Raw genomic sequence first — 22,405 nt, 5'->3', positions numbered from 1 at the left:
ATGTACAGTTTTGCATGACTCAAAGTAAAGCGAAGCCCGGTAGTGTACCAGCACTAACCGGGCTTCTAACCACCTCGTTAGAAGGACTAACGCTATGGCTACGTCAAAGTGTACCTATATCTTTGCGGCGATCAACCGCAGTCAGAAAAAAATTAAGCCTATCATGCTGTACGCTACGGCAATTGATGAAAAATCAGCCCGTCAGCGCTACGTTGCCGATTATATTCTTTTGTTTGCCGGTCGCCTTCCTGTTACAGGAGGATGCCATGTCCAAACGCATTGATAAAACCCCGATCACGGCTGAAGATTTAGCCTTTCAGTGCTTAGCGCTGACTCATGCCGCTGTTTCTGTCATGGAAGCGGATGCCAGGGAAACACTGCTGTTTATTCTGCTGGAAAAAACTGAGGCGCTTTATAGCATGCTGACAGAGGGGGCATTATGACAGCGAAGCCTGCCGACAGGCTAAAAGATAATTTTATTGATGAGGTACGAACACAGGCTAACGGTCATTGGGAGGCGATTTTGCGACAATTGGCGATCCCAACCCATCGGCAGGAAGGTCAATGCCCAAACTGTGGGGGTAAAACCCGTTATCGTTTTGACGACAAGGAAGGCAGAGGCACTTATTTCTGTTCTCATTGTGGTGCCGGTACCGGGTTGGATTTGGTGATGAAAGTTAACCAATGTAACGCCCGTCAAGCGGCCAAGCTGGTAGCTAATGTGCTGGCTATGCCCTTGCCAGAAAAAAGGATGAAACCTGCCCCCGCCAAAGAGGTGCCTTCAACGGACAAACCCATTGCTGAGCAGGTAGCGGCATTGATGGCAAAAACGGTATTGGGTGAATCTCATTATCTGATGAATAAGGGGCTTCACTGCCCCGGTCTGCCTATCCTGCCGAACGGTGCCTTGCTGCTTGCACTGCAAACAATAGACGGCGAGATCACGGGTGCACAGCGTATTTACCCGAATGGTGATAAACCTTATCTGACGGGCACCCGTAAGAAAGGGGCATTGATTCCCGTAGGTGAACTGCCGGAACGGGCTGAAACAGTGCTGATCACCGAAGGTTATGCGACTGCGGTTACGGTGTCATTATTGGCTTCAGGCATCGCCATTGCGGCATTGGATGCGGGCAATTTAATCGAAGTAGCAAAAATATGCCGTGAACGCTGGTCAGAAGCAAAAATTATCATTGCCGCTGATAACGACTGCGATCAAGCCAATCAATGCGATGAAAAAGGCCAATTTAAGCAGAATATTGGCGCTATCGCCGCCGAAAAAGCCGCTATTGCGGTTTCTGGGTGGGTTGCTTTACCGCCTACCCAGCATAAAGCCGACTGGGACGATTACCGGCAGCAATACGGCATAGAAGCCGCTATACAGGCTTTCAGCGGAGCACTGTATCAACCTGCTGATGCGATAAATCATGATAAGCCTACCCGTCCGACATTGAGCCAGATGGGCGCCAGTCAACGCGGCGAGGTCTTGTTAGCACGCTATAATGGTGATTTGGCGTTGGAGCCTTTGTCTGATTCTGTACACCACTACGACGGTATCGCCTGGCGTGCCATCAGTGATCGCGATTTAATGCGGGAAATGGTGGCTATCTTTATCGGATCAGATGTGCCTTATACGTCAATCGGCATCCGTTCTGCCGTTGACGCACTAAAACTTCAACTGCCGTTAATGAAAAGCACGGCTCGTCACTTAATCGGCTTCCGTAATGGCGTCTTTGATCTGCAAAAAAAGCAGTTCAGACCACATAATAAGGAAGATGGGTTATTGATCGTCAATGAAATCGACTTCACCTCGCCGGAACCGGGTGAAACACTGGTCGATAATGCGCCTCATTTTTGGCAGTGGATACGCAGGGCAACAGCAAACCATGATCGCAAAACAGACAGAGTACTCGCAGCGCTGTTTATGGTGCTGGCTAACCGCTATGACTGGCAATTATTTCTTGAGGTCACAGGCGCAGGCGGCAGTGGTAAAAGCCTTCTGGCGGAAATTTGTACCCTGCTGGCGGGAAAAAATAACAGGGTATCAGCCAGTATGACAGCACTGGAGAACCCGCGCGAACGTGCGTTAATCATCGGCTACTCACTGATCATCATGCCCGACCAGATCCGCTATGTGGGAGAAGGCTCAGGGATCAAGGCGATTACCGGGGGTGATGAAGTTTCTGTCGATCCCAAACATAAACAGCCTTATTCGACACGTATCCCTGCGGTAATATTGGCGGTGAATAACAACGCCATGAGTTTCAGTGACCGAAGTGGCGGTGTGTCTCGTCGGCGCGTCATTTTTAACTTCTCAGAAGTCATCCCTGAAAATGAACGTGATACCTTACTGTGCGATAAAATCGCCCGAGAATTACCGGTGATTATTCGCCACCTGCTGACCCGTTTTGTTGAGCCTGCCGAAGCCAAATGCTTATTGCTGGAGCAGCAAAAATCAGCCGAAGCGCTTAATGTCAAACGGAGTACTGATTCGCTGGTAGATTTTTGCGGCTATCTGTTAGCCTCGGCTGAGGCGGATGGGATGTTGGTAGGCAATGCGGAGATTATCCCGTTTAACCCGCGTAAATATCTGTATCACGCTTATCTTGCGTACATGAGAGGTAACAATCTGGCTAAACCGGTATCAGTAACACGTTTTGGCAGTGATATGCCGGGCTCCTTAGCGGAATTTGGCTTACAGTATCTACGTAAGAAAAGCAGGCAGGGGATCCGTAGCAACCTGAATTTGAATGTAGACAGTGCGGATGAATGGCTACCACGAGCGACAGGCACCGCTGATTTAAACCACTAATCCGGTGGTGATAGGGGGGGTACTAAAAATAATAGGAAAAAGTGTTCACCCCTGTTCACACTGTGCTAAAAGCCTTGCTATATAAGGATTAATAGGGTGAACAGTTATTTTTTAAGTGTTCACAAGTATTCACACTGTTCACCTTTCTTCCCTGGTTTGATGTGAACACAGGGTGAAGAGTGGTGATGAGTTGAGTTTCATCTGTTCACCCTTTATCTCATTGAAAATAAAAATAAAAAAACAAGTGTGAACAGTGTGAATAGTTTTACCCCTAAACTTTTATCAGGGGGGGGGTAGTTCATTATGGCTTGGATAAAAACGTAAATAGCTAAAAATCCCACCTACCTTGTCATGGTACAGAAGAGGTGAAAATATTATTTTTTGGCGGGCGGAAAAATGTGCGCAGTGTTGTGCGCACCTCCTGTGCGCAAAATACCAGTGCGCATAGACGATGATATTATTGAACCTGTCTCGCTCTTAAGCGTGATTTAGAAAATGGAATAACGGGAGAATATTTAACAGGTCGACTACTTTAAAGGCATTGCATAATCATGGTTTTGTTAATTTGGATAAAGTTAGACGTTCAGTAAAAACTAGTGCTCTGTTTACTGATTTTGAAATTACCGTTGATCAGTAAATGAATACACGTTTCTTTGTTGCATAAGCGCCCATTTTTCGTAGAGAAGTGGCTAATATTTGATTGTCGGGGTAGCCGTGCTGGTATTTTTCACGGCACGGAAGAGCAATAATGACGATTACAATGAATACAGTGATGTTCGTTAAATAAATGCGTAGGTCAGAACAAATAAAACATCAATCAAATTTACAGCCAATTTTGCACTATTAATCCCTCAACACGATCAAATTCTTTCCTATTATTCGTCACAAGGACAAGTCCTGCACTGCGAGCATGAGCAGCTATATGCACATCGTTAACACCGATAGGCGTGCCTTTACACTCTAAATTAGCTCTGATGTTCCCGTAATGCCAAGCTGCTTTATCGTTATAATCTAAAACGGCTAAACGTGAAACAAAATTCTCTACCGTGTCCATATTACGCTTTCGTGCAGCGCTTTTTTCGACACCGTGTAATAATTCAGCAAAGGTGATTGATGAAATCACCATGCTGCCGGTATTCTCATTAAATTTATTAAGCAATTCCAATGGACGACGTTTAATAATGTAAATAACGATATTGGTATCAAGCATAAACTTGTGCATCAAAGTGCCTCACGATCAGGCTGGTATTGATCGGCACGTTCTGACATAAAATCATCAGTGACTTGTGATTGACCTAAAAAGAAGTTATCCCACGAATTTTCAGCGGGTGACAAAATGATTTCGTTTCCTACGGCTCTAACATTCACATGTTTGATAGTCTTAGGAAAATGCATACCGGCGGGGAGCCGAACATTTTGTGTTCGATTATTTATAAAAATGGTGCCTCGAAACATAACTACCTCCAATGATTAGCAACGTCTAAATTATACACTGACATTGCTATAGTGCAATGCTATATAGCATTTCTTATCATCACCATAGCCATGCAGGGATAAGCTAATGATATTTTGACTAGTTCAAAATAGGAAGATCAGTAAAAAACTGATTATAAAGATAATTTTTGCAGTTTTTGAAGGGTTTAATGAAGAATAGCTATGATAATGGAAACACAAGACTCAGGGTAATGATATTACAATTAGTAGTTAATGTGTTGGTTCGCATCATAAGTTCACACTCGACTCATGATAAAATCATTTCAGCATAAAGGACTCAGGGTCTTTTTTAAGACTGGTTCGACCAAGAGTATTCGTGCTAACCATGCTAAAAAGCTGAGCCGCTTATGCATCCGCTTAAAGGCGAGCTTACAGGCTTCTGGTCAGTCGCAGTCAACGGTAATTGGCGAGTCATTTTTCGTTTCGACCGATGTCATGTTGAGCTTATAGAGGATCTTGATTATCACTGAAGAGAGGTTTCCTATGAGAATGTACAATACAACCTGACCTCATTTTATTGAAGAGTACTTTGATGATTTGAGGGTACAAATGCGGGTACAAATTTATTTAATAAAAATAAATTACTTAATTATCATTAAGATATCATCAGTGTTCGATTCCGGCCTTCGCACCATTAACAAGTTTACAGCGGTCTACTCAAGTCTATTTTTCCCCGTAAATCATTAATATATCGAACAAAACCAGTCTACCAAGGTCAACCGTCGTCCATTGCATTCTTCCTTCAAGTGGGGGCATCATCCGATTCGATAAATAATGTGCCCCCAATAATGGGACGTTGTATAGGCTTCCATCGCAATGAGTGTTCCTTCAGGAAATTGGCGACAGCATCCAACAATAGGTAGACAAATTAACCCACCTGCTCAAAAGGATGCAGGCTCCACCAAATAAACTATCGGCAGTATCGGTAAACCAAGAAAAACCCGCACTCCAATTAGGTTTGCGGGTCTTTTATTGCCTGTTGTCTTTCGATGTGGCAGGGCTATACTCTGTTTTTTAGGGACTAGATTTGGGACGCCATAGCCAAATCAGTTTAATTTGATTCTGTGTTGTCGTCGTTTACCGTACTATTTGTACTGTCCGCACTCCTCCGCCTTGAATCAAATTAAGCTGATTCGGCTATCTTTTAGTGCCCAAAGTAGGTAGTCCCATAGTGCTTAAAGGGGTAACTCATGATTTAGGCAACGTGCTGTAAAAATTCACGCAACCTTTCACAGGGGGGATTAGCCATTAAACTATCAGGGGCACCATCTTGTGCAATGCGTCCCTGATCTATGAATATGAGGCGTGATGCGACCTGATGGGCAAAACCCACTTCATGCGTGACAATGACCATGGTCATTCCCTCTTCGGCTAGATCTTTCATTACCGTTAAGACTTCATGACGTAGCTCTGGATCAAGTGCAGACGTCGGCTCATCAAACAGCATTAATTTTGGCTTCACTGCAAGCGCTCGGGCGATTGCAACTCGCTGCTGTTGCCCGCCCGATAGCTCCCCTGGGTAATGATGAGCACGTTCTGACAACCCTACTTTTGCGAGCAGGTCAAGAGAGAGCTTTTTTGCTTCTGTTTTTTGAATGCCGCGAACACGGATAGGACCAAAAGCCACATTTTCAAGTGCGGTTAAATGTGGAAATAGATAAAATTGTTGGAAAACCATGCCTGCTTCTCGGCGGATCAGACGTTCATCAATGTTAGGATCGTTAATATCTAATCCATCAACGATTAATTGCCCTTCAGTGATCACTTCCAATTTATTAATACAGCGTAATAATGTTGATTTACCCGAACCAGAGGGACCGATGATGACAACCACTTCTCCTTTGGTGATATTTAAATTAATGTCATGGAGCACCTGGGTTTTTCCAAAATGTTTGGAAACGTTTTTTAATTTAATCATATTATTTTCAGCTTTTTTTCTACCTTACGCAGCACAAAACTAAGTGCTAGCGTGATAATGAGATAAATTACCGCTACTGCAGACCATATTTCCATTGCTCGAAAATTACCAGCAATAATTTCCTGCCCTTGGCGCGTCAATTCAGCAACACCAATCACCATAAACAGTGAGGTATCTTTGATGCTAACAATCCATTGATTTCCTAAAGGGGGTAACATGCGACGCAGTGCTAAAGGGGCGATGACATAACGCAGAGTATCACGTTTAGATAGACCTAAAGCCAGACCCGCTTCGCGAAAACCCTTGTGAATGGACAGTACAGCGCCACGGGTGATCTCAGCAATATAGGCACCAGAGTTAATCATAATGGTTACCACTGCTGCGGTGAAAGGATCGATACGGATGGGCATCATGATCGGCATGGCAAAATAAATAAACATGACCTGTACAATAATAGGGGTGCCACGAATAAGCTCGATAAATACCAAGGCAATATTGCTGCTAATTTTACCACCATAAGCACGAGCAAAACCGGCAACAACCCCAATAATCAAACCGCCAAGTAATCCAAGGATTGAAATCCATAACGTTAACTTAGCACCTTCAAGCAGGATTGGGAGGGCGGGCCAAATAGCACTCCATTCAAACTGCATGGATATTCTCCTGATTTAGATAATGATCAACATAAACACGCATTAATTAGGTTCTATAACCCTTCGCCTTTCAAGTTACGGCGGCGTTGGCTCAGTCATGTACTACCTGTGCACTCCTGTGATTCGATTGATTGCCGCCTTGCCGTAACTCGAAATTTATTGGGTATCACCGAACCATTTTTTATAGATTTCAGCATAAATGCCTTTTTCATGTAATACCTGTAGCGCCTGATTAACTTTTTCTCGTAATTCACTGCCTTTTAGAAAAGCAATACCATATTGTTGCGCTTTAATAGGGGCACCAACCGCCTTAAATCGGTCATTGCCGGCAGTTTTGATGAAGTACAGTATATTGGGCGCATCATGCAATACCGCATCGGCTCTGCCTGTAGCGAGTTCTAGGTAGGCGTTATCAATGTTAGGGAATTGACGCAGATTTTTGGTTTTAATGTTTGTTTTTGCATAGTCTACTGAGCCTGTGCCCATTTTTACCGCAACCACTTTTCCTTGTAGATCCTGCTCACCTTTGATGTCGTTATTATTATTTTTGACCATAATCAGCAGGCCACTGTCATAATAACCATCAGAAAAATCTATGACTTTCTTGCGTTCATCAGTAATAGTAATACCCGCTAGTGCCACATCGACATTTTTGGTTTGTAAGGCAGGAATAATGCCACTGAAATCCATCGGTTTTAGTTGGTAGTCGACATGAAGTTGTTCAGCGATAGCTTGCCAGAGGTCGATATCAAAACCAACATAGTTATCTCCTTCTTTGAATTCGAAAGGAACAAATGCGGTATCGGTGGCGACAATCAGTTTTTTTTGTTCACAGTAAGCACTAACGGCAAAGGCTAAGGTTAATCCAGCCAATAAAATTTTCACAAGCAACTTCATAGGAGGACGTTCCTTATTTTAGATGGAAGAGATCGATTTTTATCATTTTGTGGTATTTTTATTGAATTTTAATCAATATTTCAATTAGTTAAGTTAAATTAATGTCGTAGATTAAGTTGCCAAGAAACATGAGGAATAGATTTACGTCTTAGTTAAGAGCCTATTCGAAACCTTCTTTGAGCTGAGCTCAATTGAGAAAAAAATGAGCGAAAAAGCGCGTTGACATAGTATAAATGAGCACCCTCGCTTTACGCCGGGGGAGTATAACAGAATTGACATCCTCCACGCCATAAATGGCGAGGATCCCTACCGCGTTCAGACCGAAGCCTGACTCACCTCAGTGGATTCCTGCTTCATCGAGCGGCCTAACTGCGTCGACTCTCCACAGGCTTGAAATCCCGCATGTACTGCGGTACTGGTTGCCGTCATAGCTATGGCACTGTTAACAAATTTAAACTATTGAATAACAAAGAATTTATAAAAATATTTAGGACGCATAAAATAATGATGAGATAAAAATAATACTTTTTGTGATCGGCTTCATCATTGAAAGAATTCGCCGATCGCTGCCATAAAAAATCGGTTCATCTGTTTTTTTAAAGAGGAACCGTTTACTTTAAATGTATTTAAATTATAATTATTTCAACAAGTTAGATGAATACACTTTGTTAACAGTGCCATAGCCAAATCATTTTAATTTGATTTAAGTGTTGTCGTCGCTTGCCGTACTATTTGTACTGTCTGCGCTCCTCCGCCTTGAATCAAATTAAACTGATTCGGCCATATGCTGAAGCTTTCGCTGTTAGCCGCGGCATTTTAACACAGGTTAGTTGGAAAACCATGCCTTATATCCCCGGCCTTCAGGCCGGGGATATAAGGCTCACCGGATAATTCGTCATGCCGATTGAGAGATTTTGGTGACAAAGGCGTTTCACAGAACACAAGAGGGTAGTTTGGTGAAAAGATAACAATCTGCAATAATCACCCGTCATTCCTTTTATTATTAGAGATACTGATGCTGTACCCGATTAATGAGATTTTTCAGTCGTTGCAAGGAGAAGGGTATTTCACCAACGTACCGGCAATTTTCATACGATTACAAGGCTGCCCAGTCGCTTGTAGTTGGTGTGATACTAAACATACCTGGGATATAAAAAAAGATAAAGAAATTGATATACAAGGTATTACGGTAAAAACCGTCGCCAAGGATACATGGAGTAATGCCAATGAGCAGCAATTGGTTGCTATCTGTAAAGAAAAATACCAGGCGCGTCACGTTGTTATAACCGGTGGAGAGCCTTGCCTTTACGATTTACAGCCCTTAACTTCTTTGTTGGAAGAAAACGGTTATCGTTGTCAAATTGAAACCAGCGGCACCCATCCAGTGCGCTGTTCTACAGCCAGTTGGGTGACTGTATCGCCGAAAATAGGGATGAAAGGGGGGTTAAAATTACTTGATCAGGCATTACAACGGGCTGATGAAATAAAACATCCGGTGGCGCGAGAGCGAGATATTGAGCGATTAAATAATTTATTATATAAGCTGAATGACGGTAAAAAACCTGTTATTGCTCTACAGCCGATCAGAAAAACAGAGAAGGAGTCAGAAGAGGCAACCAAGCTTTGTATAGAAACGTGCATTAAACACAACTGGAGGTTATCTGTGCAAATGCATAAATACCTTAAGATCCGTTGAATTATCCGATATACCGTTCTGCCTTTGAAGTTGCCTTCGGCTGCCAGGGGCGACCGACCGATGAGCGTAGACATACCATGAGGCGAGCACCCGCAGCCAACATCAAAGGCGAACGGTATAAAACCATTCACTTCAAGTTGATGAACATAAATGATGACACACTCCCCTGATCCGATAGCAAGTTGGTTTCAAGTGCTCAAATGTGGCCAAAAATACATGAAGACGTGGCCGTTAGACAAACGCCTGGCGCCTATTTTTTTGGAGCATCATGTTATCAAAGTCACCCGGTTTGGCATCCGCTTTATGCCGCCCCTCGCTATCTTTATGTTGACTTGGCAGATAGCGCTGGGAGGGTCGTTAGGGCTTGCTGCTACTGGTGCACTCTTTGCCTGTAGTTTGCCGTTACAAGGATTATGGTGGTTAGGTAAGCGGTCGATGATGCCGTTACCGCCGCGACTCGTGCGTTGGTTTCATGATATACATCAAAAATTAGCTCAAGCCGGCAAGGTCGTGGTAGTGGCTGAACAATGCCTCACTTATCAATCGCTGGCCGAGTTACTTAAAGGGGCGTTTAAGCAATTGGATAAAACATTTTTTGACGGTTTGTGATGATTTAACCGAATCAAATTAAAATGATTTGGCGATACAGGTAATACCACACCACTATGCTGATTATATCGCGGGTGAATCATCGCTAATTTCATGTAATGATAATTTGAAACTGGGAACAAACACTTTCATAAAATAGTCGACTGCTGGACTGCCATATTTTTCCAAAACGTCTCTTAAGCGCTTTTCAGCACAAATAAATTCATTATTGTGCGCGGCCAATTCTTCTAAGCATTTTAGATAAGCACATAAAGTATCAGCTTGTTTCACTATTAATTTTTCCTCTTTATTGCAACTGCAATCATCCGATTTACTGCAATCACAGTCATCCGAGATGAAACGAAAATCCTTTTGTAATGCTGCTGGTAGCATGGCAATCAATTTTTTTTGAGCTGATTTTTCAATTTGTTTGTATTCACGGGTGATTTGTGGATTGTGGTACTTGACGGGTGTTGCCATATCACCGGTGAGCACTTCACTGACATCGTGGTACATCGCCAATAATGCAATGCGCTCGGCGTTAAAGTTAGCCTCGAACAGGCGATTTTGAATAATGGCTAACGCATGAGCAACAAAAGCCACTTGCAAACTGTGCTCTGAAACATTTTCGCTCCGCACAGTGCGCATCAACGGCCAGCGGTTAATCAAGGAAAGCCGAGACAGATGGGCAAAAAAGTGGCTTTTATTTTCAGGTTTAGAACAAGTCATAATGAAGACTCTCTTTTTGTTGTAGGGACGCCGCTATTTTTTATCGGTTTAAACCCTTCGCCTTTGAAGCCGCCGCGTTGTTGGCTGCGGGTGCTCACCGAATCACGTAGTCTATCTACGCTCATCGGTCTCACACTCTGGCAGCCGAAGGCAACTTCAAAGGCGAAGGGTTTAACGTGGTCATTGTTTATAATTTTCCAAAAATTGCCCTAACTTAGCGATAGCCCCCTTTAACTCATCAACGCAAGGTAAGATGACAATACGCACATGATCAGGGTGAGGCCAGTTAAAGGCTCTGCCTTGCACCAATAATACTTTTTGCTGCAATAATAAATCCAACACCATTTTTTCATCGTTATGTACATTAAAACCTTTGCGATCGATGCGTGGAAACATATAGAGCGCACCCATAGGTTTAACACAAGAAACACCGGGGATCTGAGTCAGTAACTCCCAGGCTAGGTTGCGTTGTTCATATAAACGTCCCCCAGGCTGAATAAATTCATTGATACTCTGATAACCGCCTAAAGCGGTTTGAATAGCGTGTTGCATGGGTACATTGGCACAAAGACGCATTGAGGCCAATATATCTAGCCCTTCAATGTAACTTTCTGCGTTTTTTTTAGGGCCATTGAGTACCATCCAGCCTTGGCGAAAACCGGCAACTCGATAGGTTTTGGATAAACCGCTAAAGGTTACGGTTAATAGATCTGGCGCTAACGCGGCGATAGAATAATGTTTGGCATCGTCATAAAGAATTTTATCGTAGATTTCATCGGCGAAAATAATCAGGTTATGTTCTCGGGCGAGGGTAACGATTTCTTTTAATATCGCCTCGCTATAAACGGCTCCGGTTGGATTGTTTGGATTAATGATCACGATACCACGGGTGCGTGGGGTGATGTTTCTTTTTATATCTTCAATATCAGGAAACCAATTGGCGGCTTCATCACAGCGGTAATGCACTGCTTTCCCACCAGAGAGTGATACCGCTGCGGTCCACAGTGGGTAGTCAGGCGCTGGGATCAGCATTTCATCACCGGTATTGAGTAAAGCTTGCATGGATTGCAGGATCAGCTCAGAGACGCCATTACCGATATAAATATCTTCTACCGTTAGATCACAGATCCCTCTTGCTTGATAATGCTGCATAATCGCTTTACGTGCTGAATAAAGCCCTTTCGAATCACAATAGCCTTGCGCTGTAGGTAAATTACGAATGACATCGACCAAAATTTCATCGGGCGCTTCAAAGCCAAAAGGCGCAGGATTGCCGATGTTAAGTTTCAATACTTTGTGGCCTTCTTCTTCAAGACGTTTTGCCTCTTTTAAAACTGCGCCACGGATATCGTAACAAACGTTGTCTAATTTATTGGATTTTTCAATCTGTGACATAAAAAATACGCCTTGGTTGGTAAAAACGCATCATGATAATTTCGTAAGTTATATAAAAAGTCTATTATTTGTTTTGTGGAAATATTATTTTTATGTCTATACCCTTACTCGCTACGGTTTCCAAAGAGATCTAATGTTGAAGAATAGTTGATCAATATCCATAATAACCATTGTTATTTTTCTAAGAGCAGCTAAAAAAATGGGTAATTCTGTTAAACAAGCAAACCTTAATAAACGGTTCAAAGAACTTTTAACAGAGGAAAAATGTCGCTCTCACAACGAGATTGTGTTGCTGTTACAGGATGAAGGATTTGAAAATATCAATCAATCAAAAGTATCACGCATGTTGACAAAATTTGGCGCTGTTAGAGTACGTAATGCCAAAATGGAAATGGTTTATCGCCTGCCCACCGAACCATTATTGCCTACTGTCAGTAGTCAATTAAAAAATTTAGTATTAGATGTTAAACATAACCATTCTCTGGTCGTCATTCACACTAGCCCTGGTGCCGCACAATTGATTGCGCGCTTGCTCGATTCTTTAAGGGAAACAGAGGGTATTTTAGGCAATATTGCTGGCGACGATACTATTTTTACTACGCCAATCAAAGAGGTTAGCACTGAGAATTTATATAAATCGATGCGAGCATTGTTTGGTATTAAGCAGGCACAAGAGATTTCAAATATATAGCCAAATCATTTTAATTTGATTTAAGTGTTGTCGTCGCTTGCCGACTATTCGGCCAGGATGTGAGATCGATGAGTGTGGACATACCATGAAGACGAGAGCTGGCAGCCAACAACGCGGCAGCTATAGCCTCTAAAATTACGCTGACTAAAGGGAGTAAGCAGGTGTCGCGATACCCTATTTTTTATTTTTTATGCGTTGTCTTTTTTGTTATCCCCTTTGCTCATGCCACTCATATCCAATTTCAGGTTAAAGGTCTTAGCGGAGAATTAGAAAAAAATGTGAATGCACGTTTATCAACCATAAAAGGTGATAACGTCAACTTTGATGGCCGTTTTCAAGCGCAGGTGAATGTTGCCGTTCGTCAGGGATTGCGTGCATTAGGTTATTACCATCCTATTATTCATTTCAATTTGCAACCCGGATCGGCTGACCGCTCGACACTGATTATCAATGTGATAGCCGGTAAAGCGGTATTGATTGCTGGCACAGATATCAAATTACAGGGTGCCGCTAAAGATGATCAGGAGTATCAAACGTTAATCATTAAAGAGACACCAAAAATCGGTTCAGTATTACATCATGGCAAATTTGATGATTTTACCGGCTCCCTTTCTGCTCTGGCATTACGTAAAGGTTATTTCGACGCTGATATGATTAAAAAACAACTGGGGGTTGCTGACAAATTACATCAAGCTTTTTGGGATATTGATTTCGACAGTGGCCAACGTTACCGCTTTGGTAAGGTTGTATTCCAGGGAGCGCAAATTCGCGAAGATTACCTACAAAACTTAATCCCCTTTGAGGTTGGAAATTATTATCATTCTGACGATCTTGCTGAGTTAAATCGTCGGTTAGCGGCGACCAATTGGTTTAATTCAGCGGTGGTATCTCCTAATTTTGAAGACGCCAAGATCAGTAAAATTCTGCCTTTGGATGCAATAATCACCCCTCGAACGAAAAATACAGTTGAACTCGGTGGTGGATATGCAACTGATACTGGGCCGCGGCTAAAAGCGAGCTGGCGTAAGCCTTGGCTCAACAATCGTGGCCATAGCTTTACCAGCAATGCCAATATTTCTGCTCCGGAACAAAGTCTTGATTTCAGTTATCGTATTCCATTATTAGAAAATCCACTCGATCACTATTATCTACTGCAAAGCGGATTGAAACGTAAGCGGGTAAATGATACTAGATCAAATACCAGTACTTTGAACGTGGCGCGTTTTTGGAAAATGCCCAGTGGATGGCAGCCGTCTGTTAATCTGCGCTGGAGTTTAGATCACTATACTCAAGGACAAGTCACAAACACGACGATGCTGCTTTATCCTGGTGTTAGCATCAATCGTACACGTCAACGGGGAGGAATGATGCCAACCTGGGGCGATAGTCAGCGGTATTCGTTTGATGTATCAAATACGCGCTGGGGATCAAATGTTGATTTTGGCATCATACAAGCACAGCAGGTTTGGATCCGCTCATTCGGTGAAAAAAATCGAGTGATATTACGTGGGCATCTCGGTTGGATAGAAACCAATGATTTCGACCGTGTGCCCCCTTTATTGCGTTTTTTTGCCGGGGGAGACCGTAGTATCCGTGGCTATAAATACCAAAGTATTTCACCCCTTGACAGTGAAGGTAAACTCAGTGGTGCGTCAAAATTAATCACCGGCTCTCTTGAATATCAATATAAGGTCGCTAATCGATGGTGGGGGGCTATTTTTGTCGACGGAGGAGAAGCGGTAAATGATATCCGCCGTAGCAATTTTAAAACAGGAGCCGGGATGGGTATACGTTGGGAATCACCACTGGGTCCATTAAAGTTCGATATCGCGTTACCGGTTGGCGATAAAAAAGAAAATTCTGTCCAATTTTATATTGGATTAGGACCTGAATTATGAGTTGGATAAAAAAACTGAGTCTTGCCCTGTTGCTCATTGTTTTATCGCTTGTGGGGACTACTGTCACTTTACTGAGTACCGAGGGTGGGTTACATTTTTTGCTTAACCGTGCTGTCGGTTGGGTGCCTGGGTTACAAATGGCCAGTGTTAGCGGTGGTTGGCAAGATCTGAGGCTGAAAGGGATCGAATATCAGATGCCTGGCATGATAGTAAAAACGGGTCAGTTAGATCTTTCACTGCAATTTTCATGTCTAAAAAATAAAGAAATCTGTATCAATGCGCTGACAGCACAAGATGTTGTTGTCATGATTAATAGTAAAGTGCTTCCTGTTAGCGAGCCTGATCCTGCTGATAAGCCACTAACTGACCTACGTACGCCTTATCCAATCATATTAAAATTATTAGCCCTTAATCGAGTTAAAATAACGGTAGATAACCAAACGATTTCTTTAGAGGCGTTACGCACTGCTGCTCGTTGGCAACAACGTCGCTTATCACTGATGCCAACTCAAATTAATGGATTGCTGGTTTCCTCAACCTTACCGCCAATAGAAAAACCGGTTAGCCCAAAAAAGCACGAAGCAACCTTGCCTGAAATCTCGTTAGTTGAGCATCTGCAGACATTTTTTGCTACCCCCTTATTGCCAAAGCTCCCCGATTTTTCTTTGCCGCTAGACATTCAGATAAAAGAAATTTTGGCTCAACAAATACGGATTAAGGGTGATCAGGATATCCTGATCACTCATTTTTTATTAAAAGGCTCTACTCAGGATCAACAGGTTCAGTTGGATGATTTGCAGATTAAATCACCACAGGGTGAATTATCTGCCAAGGGAAACCTGACATTAGCGGGTAAATGGCCGTTAGATATTGTGGCTAACAGCACGCTCAATATTGCGTCGCTAAAAGAGGAAAAGATTAAACTCAAGTTGGCGGGTGATCTGCGGGGACAATTAGCGCTAGCGTTAAATCTTTCCGGCTCAGTTAGTGCGCAATTAACGGCAAAAACCCGGCTGTCAGAAATCGGATTACCGCTATCGGCCACTTTGCAAAGTCAGCAATTACGTTGGCCGTTGACCGGTGATAAGCAATATCAACTTAATAATTTCAATATGCGTTTTGATGGCAAAATGACGGATTATGCATTGTCATTACGCTCTGATTTTCAAGGTTTGGATTTACCTTCGGCTCAGTTCACCCTCGAGGGTAAAGGTGATCTAGCGCAATTTGATCTGACCGCTTTAAACTTAGCGGCTTTACAAGGTAATGCTCATCTGACTGGCAGGGTGGATTGGCACAATGCTATCAACTGGCATCAGATATTGACCGTAAGCGGTATTAATACGGAAAAACAATGGCCAGCATGGCCAGCAAAACTTGATGGTAAAATTACCACTCAGGGCAGTGTCAGTCGTGATGGTCACTGGCAAATGCAAATTCCAGAATTAACATTAAATGGCAATATCAAACAAAAACAGCTAACAGCCCGGGGTGCGATCAGCGGAAATTCTGCTGGACAATGGCATGTCCCCGCTATCAACCTGGCGCTGGGTCGTAATACCCTCAATATTAAAGGTGATCTCGATAAAAATTGGGCATTGGACGCTAGCCTTGATGCGCCTGAATTGAATGGTGCTCTGCCGGGATTAGGCGGCGTGGCGAAAGGGATGCTTAAATTGCGCGGGAGTTTAAAGACGCCACAAGTGTTGGCCGATCTTAGTGCGCACCGATTACAGTGGCAAAAACTGAATATTAAAAGTGTAAAGATTGAGGGTAATTTGCATTTAGAGGAACGAATGCAAAGCCAGCTAATGATACAGATTGAGCAATTGAAACAGGAAAATTTTTCGATCAATGGATTAACGCTCACGGCCAAAGGCAGCGAAAAGCAGCATCAGCTACATTTGAAATTAGCCGGTCATCCCATGGCGGGTCAATTAGTGTTAAATGGCCGTTTTGATAGACAGCAACAACGCTGGTGGGGCAATTTGAGTGACACCTATGTTGATACCCCGGTGGGTGAGTGGCGTTTAAATCGCGCGGCCACACTTGAGTATTTCAATATGCCACAAAAATTGACCATTGGATCACATTGTTGGCAACATGCTAATGCAGAACTTTGTGCGCCCGGTCGCATTGAGATAGGTGAAAGTGGGCAGGCGCATGTGCTCCTCAAACGCTTTGATTTAGCAATGATGAAACCATTGCTGGGTTCAGATACGCTCTTGAGCGGAATTTTTACTGGGTGGGGCGATATCAGTTGGCAAGCTGATGATACCTTGCCCCAGTTTGATATGGCGCTGGTGGGACGTGGCGTAAAAGTACAACAAAGAATACAAAATAACCTAGTGCCTATTGCTTTTGATACGTTAAACTTAAACGCGGGGCTGAAAAAAGGCAATGCGCAGATGGATTGGCTGATTAAGCTAACTGACAATGGGCAATTTAATGGTCAGCTAAAAATCGAGCAACCACAAGGGCAGCGTAATTTATCAGGCAATATTACGATCAGTGATGTTTCACTGGCGATGCTCAATCCTATCTTAAGTTATGGCGAAACCGCTTCCGGCGTGCTGAACAGCAAACTACGTTTGGCAGGGAATGCAAACAATCCTCTGCTGTATGGGCAACTGGCATTAGATAAGATAGGTTTTGATGGTAGCTGGATGCCATTTAAGATCAACGAAGGCCGTTTGTTGATGAACTTTAATGGTATGACATCGACATTAGAAGGCTTGATTCGTACTGCTCAGGGGCAGCTTAATTTGATAGGTGAAGCTGACTGGCGCACTCCTGATGCTTGGCATGCTAAAATTGCGGCTAAAGGAGATAAACTGCGGGTGACGATGCCACCCATGTTGCAAGCCGATGTTTCTCCCGATTTAGCATTTGTAGCCTCGCCTCAATCGTTTAAATTAGAGGGACAGGTTGATATCCCCTGGGCGCGGATTTTGATAGAAAAAATACCGGAAGATGTGGTGGCGGTCTCTTCAGATGAAGTGATGCTGAATAATCAGTTACAACCGATAGCTCCACGGAATACGGCTATGGCCATTCAGAGTAATTTGAATATTCTTTTAGGCTCCGATGTACATATTGATGCTTTTGGCCTGCAAGCTCAATTACAGGGTGCATTAAAAGTGGTACAAGATAAACGCGGTTTGGGATTACATGGCCAGATAACCATCCCGCAGGGTAATTTTCATGCTTACGGGCAAGATCTCATTGTGAAAAAGGGAGAACTCTTGTTTTCTGGGCCTGCTGATCAACCCTTATTGAATATTGATGCGATACGTAATCCGGAGACGACAGAAAATAAAGTTACCGCGGGTGTGCTAGTAACCGGTATGGCTAATGCGCCACGGGTAGATGTGTATTCTGATCCCGCTATGTCACAACAAGAAGCTTTGTCTTATTTGTTACGGGGGCAAGGTTTAACCAGCTCGGGCGCTGATGGTGGTGTGATGACTTCAATGTTGATTGGTATTGGCGTAGCAAAAAGTGGTAAATTGGTGGGCAAAATCGGCGAAGCATTTGGCGTCAGTAATTTGACGCTGGATACTGAAGGCGTAGGGAATAGCTCTAAAGTTGTCGTCAGTGGTAATGTGACAAAAAACCTGCAAGTGAAATATGGTGTTGGTATATTTGATTCATTAGCGGCCTTAACGTTACGTTATCAATTGATGCCTAAATTATATTTAGAAGCGGTATCTGGTATTAATCAAACGCTAGATATGCTTTACCAGTTTGAGTTTTAACTATGAAAGTGATTGTCTACGGTAGTTTACGACGCAAACAAGGCAATAGCCGTTGGATGACGGCGGCTCAGCTATTGGGAAAATATGATTTAGAAGGCTACGAAATGTATAATTTAGGCTATTATCCCGCCGTTATTCCTGGCAAAGGTCTGATACATTGTGAAGTTTATCGTATTGACTCTGCTACGCTAACTGAATTAGATGAGCTCAAAAACAGCCCAGGGGCTTACCGACGTAAGTTGCTTAAAACGCCCTTTGGCAGAGCTTGGATTTATCTTTACTGTCTTAACGTCGTCGGTTTACCTCGTATCCATAGTGGTGATTGGTTAAAACGTAATGAAGAAGTAGATCAGATAATAAAGAAAGGTATACCGCCTTGAGCCTTATTATTACCCTTCTCCTTTGAGAGCTAATGACAAAGATATAAGGCTCTTAAGCGGTGTTTAAGAACTGAAGATTATTCTTTTTTCTCTTTCTCTTTTGCGGCTCGCTTAGCAGATTCTATAATTTCTCGTTTAGCCGCCTCTGCGCTTTCCCAACCACCAATTTTCACCCATTTCCCTTTTTCTAACCCTTTATAATGCTCAAAAAAATGTACGATTTGATTTTTGAGTAATTTGGGTAGATCCTCTACTTCTTCAATTTTGTCATATTCTGTGGTTAATTTACTGTGTGGAACCGCCACTACTTTGGCATCTTCTCCTCCGTCGTCGGTCATTTTTAACATGCCGATGGGACGACAACGGATCACCGAACCGGGTTGTAATGGATACGGGGTTGGTACCAACACGTCAATCGGATCACCATCTAACGACAGTGTGTGGTTGATATAACCGTAATTACAGGGATAAAACATCGGAGAAGAAATAAAACGGTCAACAAATAATGCGCCGCTTGCTTTATTGACTTCGTATTTGATTGGATCGGCGTTAGCTGGAATTTCAATTATCACATAAATATCATTTGGTAACTCTTCACCTGCGGATACCAGGTTTAAACTCATATCGTTTTCCTATTATTTTAACAACATTGGATGAGGGGCTCTCAGCATCAGAAAGTGTTTTTAGAAGATTCGGCTATTAATTGCTCTACCTTTTCAACCATAGACTGGGAGCCAATAAAAAGTGGCGAGCGTTGATGGAGCAGTTTTTTTGGATCAATCTTCGGGTTTTGACGAAGCTCGTTTGGATAAGGATCAATATCTAAAATAAGGCGCGTTCCATCTGTTGCTTTGCCTCCGGCTTCTTTGGCTAAAAATGCCATTGGATTACATTCGTATAACAAGCGCAATTTACCCTGTGGATAGCTAGCGGTTCCTGGATACATATAGATACCGCCTTTGAGTAAATTGCGGTGAAAATCTGCCACTAACGAGCCGATATAACGAGAGCTGTAAGGACGCCCCGTTGCTTCGTCTTCTTGCTGACAATATTTAATATATTCTTTTATTCCCAACGGAAATTTAATGTAGTTACCTTCGTTAATGGAATAAATATGACCCTGAGTAGGGTAACGTACTTTTTCGTGAGAGAGACAAAATTCACCTAATGAGGGATCATAAGTAAAAGCGTGAACACCACAACCTGTGGTGTAAACCAGCATGGTTGATGAACCATAGACGATATAACCTGCGGCAATTTGAGCGCGGCCAGGTTGCAAAAAATCGGCTTCAGTAATGGGTAAGCCGATTGCTGTCGTTCGTCGGTAGATAGAAAAGATAGTGCCAACGGAGACATTAACGTCAATATTAGAAGAGCCATCCAATGGATCCATTAGTACGACATATTTAGCGTTTTTTTCTTTTTCACCTTTGAAAATAACAATACCTTCTTCTTCTGATGCGATGCCAGCGACTTCTGTGCGGGCTTCCAATGCTGCTTTTAATGCGTCATTAGCGAATTTATCTAACTTCGTCTGTGCTTCACCTTGAGCATTGGTAACACCATTGGCACCAAGAATATCGAGCAACCCGGCTTTGTTAATATCACGGTTGATGATTTTAGCGCCCAGTTTGATGGCAGAAAGTAACGCTGTTAACTCACCGGTGGCATGGGGAAAATCATGTTCTTTCTTTACGATAAATTCGCCTAATGTTTGCATGTCATAGCCCCAATTATGGTCGATTGCCGGTGTATTGTTAGACTTCTTGCAAAACCGTCGCCAGTGGTGTGAATTTCTGCGTTGCGTGGTGCGCGCAATCCTCATGTACTCTTGGCTTGTAGTCTTCTCACGCCAACAATTATACTTTGGCCTATGATAAAAGAAAACGCTATACCCAATGAATTTCGAGTCACGGCAAGGCGGCCAGGGCGACCGACCGATGAGCGTAGATAGACTAAGTGATTCGGTGAGCACTCGCAGCCAACGCCGCCGTAACTTGAAAGGCGAAGGGTATATTGAAAGGCTGCTGCTATTAATCCTTATAGCCTCAACGTACACTCCAGTTGCCGCACCCCTTGTTCCTTAATTTCATATTAATGATTGGCAGTTTCCTCAAGAGGTTTTATGTTAAACAGTATACTATTGATTCTTTTTCTCATTGCAGTCAGTGCTTTTTTTTCTTTATCGGAGATTTCACTTGCCGCATCACGCAAAATAAAATTGAAAATTATGGCGGATGAAGGCGATGTTAATGCTACACATGTTCTAAAAATGCAAGCAACACCAGGAGCCTTCTTCACTGTAGTGCAAATTGGCCTTAATGCTGTAGCGATTCTCGCAGGGATTGTCGGTGATGCTGCTTTTTCACCTTCATTTACCGTGTTTCTTGAAGAGATTATCCCCTCTATCCCTTCTGAATTGGCGGTACAAATCAGCTCTATCTTCTCATTTGTTTTGGTAACCAGCCTATTCATTTTATTCGCCGATCTTACCCCAAAGCGCATTGGCATGATTGCACCTGAGGCGATTGCCGTCCGTGTTGTTAATCCCATGCGTTTCTGTTTAATGGTTTTTCGTCCATTGGTTTGGTTTTTTAATGGGATGGCGAACCTCATTTTTCGTATTTTCAAACTTCCTATGGTTCGCAATGATGATATCACTTCTGATGATATTTACGCGGTAGTAGAGGCTGGCGCACTGGCGGGGGTTTTGCGAAAACAAGAGCATGAATTGATTGAAAATGTGTTTGAGATGGAATCACGCACTGTGCCTTCTTCGATGACATCGCGTGAGAACGTGATTTATTTTGATCTTGGTGAGAGTGAAGACAAGATCAAAGAAAAAATTTCTGTCCATCCTCATTCTAAATTTTTAGTTTGTGATAGTAATATTGATAAAATAGTGGGTTATGTTGATTCGAAAGATTTACTTAATCGGGTGCTCAGTAAGCAAAGCTTAGTATTAAGCAGTGGTTTACAAATTCGTGCGGCTCTTTTTATACCAGATACTTTAACATTATCAGAAGCGTTGGAAAGCTTCAAAACGGCAGGTGAAGATTTTGCCGTTATTATCAATGAATACGCACTGGTTGTAGGTATTATCACACTAAATGATGTTATGACGACACTGATGGGTGATTTAGTAGGACAAGGTCAAGAAGAGCAGATTGTTGCTCGTGATGAAAATTCATGGTTGATTGAAGGAGGCACACCTATCGATGATGTAATGCGGGTCTTGCATATCGATGATTTTCCTCAATCGGGTAATTATGAAACTATTGGGGGCTTTATGATGTGTATGCTGCGTAAAATTCCCAAACGCACTGACTTTTTTAAACATGCAGGCTATAAATTTGAAGTGATTGATATTGATAGCTATAAAATTGATCAGCTACTAGTGACTAAGTTAACTGATAAATCTACCTCCATGGTGTCAATATCAAAGAAAGAAAAAAATTTATAATGTTAAAAATAATTTTACAACAATAAATTTTTC

22 protein-coding genes are annotated in these 22,405 nt (G+C 42.7%); 12 read left to right on the top strand and 10 right to left on the bottom strand.

The window, feature by feature from the left end:
- The first annotated feature begins 94 nt into the window (after positions 1–94).
- The 3 genes from AACL30_RS09360 to AACL30_RS09350 are packed head-to-tail and all read left to right on the top strand — an operon-like array spanning position 95 to position 2,812.
- Positions 95–283, top strand: a complete 189-nt coding sequence (locus AACL30_RS09360) for a host cell division inhibitor Icd-like protein (protein ID WP_339056459.1) — start codon at positions 95–97, stop codon at positions 281–283.
- Positions 267–443: a hypothetical protein gene (locus AACL30_RS09355; protein WP_339056458.1), complete on the top strand. Its 177-nt coding sequence runs from the start codon at positions 267–269 to the stop codon at positions 441–443. The genes AACL30_RS09360 and AACL30_RS09355 overlap by 17 nt, the downstream gene beginning before the upstream one ends.
- On the top strand, positions 440–2,812 hold the full coding sequence (locus AACL30_RS09350; RefSeq protein ID WP_339056457.1) for a primase-helicase zinc-binding domain-containing protein: 2,373 nt from the start codon (positions 440–442) through the stop codon (positions 2,810–2,812). Before AACL30_RS09355 ends, AACL30_RS09350 begins: the two co-directional genes overlap by 4 nt.
- A gap of 823 nt (positions 2,813–3,635) precedes the next feature.
- Here AACL30_RS09350 and vapC read toward each other — a convergent pair.
- Both vapC and vapB read right to left on the bottom strand, forming a co-directional pair.
- Positions 3,636–4,034: a type II toxin-antitoxin system tRNA(fMet)-specific endonuclease VapC gene (vapC, locus tag AACL30_RS09345; RefSeq protein WP_006706795.1), complete on the bottom strand. Its 399-nt coding sequence runs from the start codon at positions 4,032–4,034 to the stop codon at positions 3,636–3,638.
- On the bottom strand, positions 4,034–4,267 hold the full coding sequence (vapB, locus tag AACL30_RS09340; RefSeq protein WP_339056456.1) for a type II toxin-antitoxin system VapB family antitoxin: 234 nt from the start codon (positions 4,265–4,267) through the stop codon (positions 4,034–4,036). The genes vapC and vapB overlap by 1 nt, the downstream gene beginning before the upstream one ends.
- Before the next feature lie 386 nt (positions 4,268–4,653).
- On the opposite strand from vapB, the gene AACL30_RS16485 reads away from it, so the two are divergent.
- Entirely contained in the window at positions 4,654–4,776 is a 123-nt protein-coding gene (locus AACL30_RS16485; protein ID WP_422389541.1) for a type II toxin-antitoxin system RelE/ParE family toxin, read from the top strand.
- 725 nt (positions 4,777–5,501) lie between these two features.
- On the opposite strand, the gene glnQ is transcribed toward AACL30_RS16485, so the two are convergent.
- From glnQ to glnH, 3 genes are all read right to left on the bottom strand, one after another.
- The gene (gene glnQ / locus AACL30_RS09330; RefSeq protein WP_339056455.1) at positions 5,502–6,224 is read right to left on the bottom strand and encodes a glutamine ABC transporter ATP-binding protein GlnQ; all 723 of its coding nucleotides are present in this window, start codon (positions 6,222–6,224) and stop codon (positions 5,502–5,504) included.
- Positions 6,221–6,877, bottom strand: coding sequence for a glutamine ABC transporter permease GlnP (gene glnP / locus AACL30_RS09325; protein WP_176487315.1), 657 nt, complete (start codon positions 6,875–6,877; stop codon positions 6,221–6,223). Before glnP ends, glnQ begins: the two co-directional genes overlap by 4 nt.
- 156 nt (positions 6,878–7,033) lie before the next feature.
- On the bottom strand, positions 7,034–7,774 hold the full coding sequence (glnH, locus tag AACL30_RS09320; protein WP_339056454.1) for a glutamine ABC transporter substrate-binding protein GlnH: 741 nt from the start codon (positions 7,772–7,774) through the stop codon (positions 7,034–7,036).
- A gap of 1,015 nt (positions 7,775–8,789) precedes the next feature.
- On the opposite strand from glnH, the gene queE reads away from it, so the two are divergent.
- Together queE and yfbV are read left to right on the top strand one after the other, a co-directional pair.
- On the top strand, positions 8,790–9,470 hold the full coding sequence (queE, locus tag AACL30_RS09315) for a 7-carboxy-7-deazaguanine synthase QueE (protein WP_339056453.1): 681 nt from the start codon (positions 8,790–8,792) through the stop codon (positions 9,468–9,470).
- Between the two features lie 153 nt (positions 9,471–9,623).
- Positions 9,624–10,079: a terminus macrodomain insulation protein YfbV gene (gene yfbV, locus AACL30_RS09310; protein ID WP_339056452.1), complete on the top strand. Its 456-nt coding sequence runs from the start codon at positions 9,624–9,626 to the stop codon at positions 10,077–10,079.
- A 63-nt stretch (positions 10,080–10,142) separates the two neighbouring features.
- Here yfbV and yfbR read toward each other — a convergent pair whose 3' ends face one another.
- The 3 genes from yfbR to AACL30_RS09295 are packed head-to-tail and all read right to left on the bottom strand — an operon-like array spanning position 10,143 to position 12,182.
- The gene (gene yfbR, locus AACL30_RS09305) at positions 10,143–10,787 is read right to left on the bottom strand and encodes a 5'-deoxynucleotidase (RefSeq protein WP_339056451.1); all 645 of its coding nucleotides are present in this window, start codon (positions 10,785–10,787) and stop codon (positions 10,143–10,145) included.
- On the bottom strand, positions 10,784–10,912 hold the full coding sequence (locus AACL30_RS09300; protein WP_339056450.1) for a hypothetical protein: 129 nt from the start codon (positions 10,910–10,912) through the stop codon (positions 10,784–10,786). Before AACL30_RS09300 ends, yfbR begins: the two co-directional genes overlap by 4 nt.
- Positions 10,913–10,967: 55 nt before the next feature.
- Entirely contained in the window at positions 10,968–12,182 is a 1,215-nt protein-coding gene (locus tag AACL30_RS09295; RefSeq protein ID WP_339056449.1) for a pyridoxal phosphate-dependent aminotransferase, read from the bottom strand.
- 199 nt (positions 12,183–12,381) lie between these two features.
- Here AACL30_RS09295 and argR point away from each other — a divergent pair, with 199 nt between their 5' ends.
- The 4 genes from argR to AACL30_RS09275 all read left to right on the top strand — a co-directional run bounded on the left by argR (position 12,382) and on the right by AACL30_RS09275 (position 18,909).
- A complete protein-coding gene (argR, locus tag AACL30_RS09290; protein WP_339056448.1) occupies positions 12,382–12,873 on the top strand; it encodes a transcriptional regulator ArgR in 492 nt (163 codons plus the stop codon).
- Between the two features lie 161 nt (positions 12,874–13,034).
- On the top strand, positions 13,035–14,771 hold the full coding sequence (locus AACL30_RS09285; RefSeq protein WP_339056447.1) for an autotransporter assembly complex family protein: 1,737 nt from the start codon (positions 13,035–13,037) through the stop codon (positions 14,769–14,771).
- The gene (locus AACL30_RS09280; RefSeq protein WP_339056446.1) at positions 14,768–18,529 is read left to right on the top strand and encodes a translocation/assembly module TamB domain-containing protein; all 3,762 of its coding nucleotides are present in this window, start codon (positions 14,768–14,770) and stop codon (positions 18,527–18,529) included. The genes AACL30_RS09285 and AACL30_RS09280 overlap by 4 nt, the downstream gene beginning before the upstream one ends.
- A gap of 2 nt (positions 18,530–18,531) precedes the next feature.
- Positions 18,532–18,909, top strand: a complete 378-nt coding sequence (locus tag AACL30_RS09275; protein WP_339056445.1) for a gamma-glutamylcyclotransferase — start codon at positions 18,532–18,534, stop codon at positions 18,907–18,909.
- Positions 18,910–18,986: 77 nt separating this feature from the next.
- On the opposite strand, the gene ppa is transcribed toward AACL30_RS09275, so the two are convergent.
- Positions 18,987–19,532, bottom strand: coding sequence for an inorganic diphosphatase (gene ppa / locus AACL30_RS09270; RefSeq protein WP_339056444.1), 546 nt, complete (start codon positions 19,530–19,532; stop codon positions 18,987–18,989).
- A 47-nt stretch (positions 19,533–19,579) separates the two neighbouring features.
- Positions 19,580–20,629, bottom strand: a complete 1,050-nt coding sequence (gene fbp / locus AACL30_RS09265) for a class 1 fructose-bisphosphatase (RefSeq protein WP_339056443.1) — start codon at positions 20,627–20,629, stop codon at positions 19,580–19,582.
- A 178-nt stretch (positions 20,630–20,807) separates the two neighbouring features.
- Here fbp and AACL30_RS09260 point away from each other — a divergent pair, with 178 nt between their 5' ends.
- Together AACL30_RS09260 and AACL30_RS09255 are read left to right on the top strand one after the other, a co-directional pair.
- Positions 20,808–20,996 (top strand): hypothetical protein, encoded by a 189-nt coding sequence (locus tag AACL30_RS09260; protein WP_339056442.1) that lies wholly within the window; start codon positions 20,808–20,810, stop codon positions 20,994–20,996.
- 38 nt (positions 20,997–21,034) lie between these two features.
- Positions 21,035–22,372: a hemolysin family protein gene (locus tag AACL30_RS09255; protein ID WP_339056441.1), complete on the top strand. Its 1,338-nt coding sequence runs from the start codon at positions 21,035–21,037 to the stop codon at positions 22,370–22,372.
- Positions 22,373–22,405: the final 33 nt, after the last annotated feature.

The sequence above is a fragment of the Candidatus Regiella endosymbiont of Tuberolachnus salignus genome (assembly GCF_964020115.1).
Classification (GTDB): Bacteria; Pseudomonadota; Gammaproteobacteria; order Enterobacterales; family Enterobacteriaceae; genus Regiella; species Regiella insecticola.
Note: the sequence above shows the minus strand (reverse complement) of the source record. Positions and strands in the feature narration are given on the sequence as shown.

What these genes read in the sequence shown, in the direction of transcription:
- AACL30_RS09360 (WP_339056459.1), top strand. Translation starts at nt 95, where the DNA reads ATGGCTACGTCAAAGTGTACCTATATCTTTGCGGCGATCAACCGCAGT.
- AACL30_RS09355 (WP_339056458.1), top strand. Translation starts at nt 267, where the DNA reads ATGTCCAAACGCATTGATAAAACCCCGATCACGGCTGAAGATTTAGCC.
- AACL30_RS09350 (WP_339056457.1), top strand. Translation starts at nt 440, where the DNA reads ATGACAGCGAAGCCTGCCGACAGGCTAAAAGATAATTTTATTGATGAG.
- vapC (WP_006706795.1), bottom strand. Translation starts at nt 4,034, where the DNA reads ATGCACAAGTTTATGCTTGATACCAATATCGTTATTTACATTATTAAA.
- vapB (WP_339056456.1), bottom strand. Translation starts at nt 4,267, where the DNA reads ATGTTTCGAGGCACCATTTTTATAAATAATCGAACACAAAATGTTCGG.
- AACL30_RS16485 (WP_422389541.1), top strand. Translation starts at nt 4,654, where the DNA reads ATGCATCCGCTTAAAGGCGAGCTTACAGGCTTCTGGTCAGTCGCAGTC.
- glnQ (WP_339056455.1), bottom strand. Translation starts at nt 6,224, where the DNA reads ATGATTAAATTAAAAAACGTTTCCAAACATTTTGGAAAAACCCAGGTG.
- glnP (WP_176487315.1), bottom strand. Translation starts at nt 6,877, where the DNA reads ATGCAGTTTGAATGGAGTGCTATTTGGCCCGCCCTCCCAATCCTGCTT.
- glnH (WP_339056454.1), bottom strand. Translation starts at nt 7,774, where the DNA reads ATGAAGTTGCTTGTGAAAATTTTATTGGCTGGATTAACCTTAGCCTTT.
- queE (WP_339056453.1), top strand. Translation starts at nt 8,790, where the DNA reads ATGCTGTACCCGATTAATGAGATTTTTCAGTCGTTGCAAGGAGAAGGG.
- yfbV (WP_339056452.1), top strand. Translation starts at nt 9,624, where the DNA reads ATGACACACTCCCCTGATCCGATAGCAAGTTGGTTTCAAGTGCTCAAA.
- yfbR (WP_339056451.1), bottom strand. Translation starts at nt 10,787, where the DNA reads ATGACTTGTTCTAAACCTGAAAATAAAAGCCACTTTTTTGCCCATCTG.
- AACL30_RS09300 (WP_339056450.1), bottom strand. Translation starts at nt 10,912, where the DNA reads ATGAGCGTAGATAGACTACGTGATTCGGTGAGCACCCGCAGCCAACAA.
- AACL30_RS09295 (WP_339056449.1), bottom strand. Translation starts at nt 12,182, where the DNA reads ATGTCACAGATTGAAAAATCCAATAAATTAGACAACGTTTGTTACGAT.
- argR (WP_339056448.1), top strand. Translation starts at nt 12,382, where the DNA reads ATGGGTAATTCTGTTAAACAAGCAAACCTTAATAAACGGTTCAAAGAA.
- AACL30_RS09280 (WP_339056446.1), top strand. Translation starts at nt 14,768, where the DNA reads ATGAGTTGGATAAAAAAACTGAGTCTTGCCCTGTTGCTCATTGTTTTA.
- AACL30_RS09275 (WP_339056445.1), top strand. Translation starts at nt 18,532, where the DNA reads ATGAAAGTGATTGTCTACGGTAGTTTACGACGCAAACAAGGCAATAGC.
- ppa (WP_339056444.1), bottom strand. Translation starts at nt 19,532, where the DNA reads ATGAGTTTAAACCTGGTATCCGCAGGTGAAGAGTTACCAAATGATATT.
- fbp (WP_339056443.1), bottom strand. Translation starts at nt 20,629, where the DNA reads ATGCAAACATTAGGCGAATTTATCGTAAAGAAAGAACATGATTTTCCC.
- AACL30_RS09260 (WP_339056442.1), top strand. Translation starts at nt 20,808, where the DNA reads ATGAATTTCGAGTCACGGCAAGGCGGCCAGGGCGACCGACCGATGAGC.
- AACL30_RS09255 (WP_339056441.1), top strand. Translation starts at nt 21,035, where the DNA reads ATGTTAAACAGTATACTATTGATTCTTTTTCTCATTGCAGTCAGTGCT.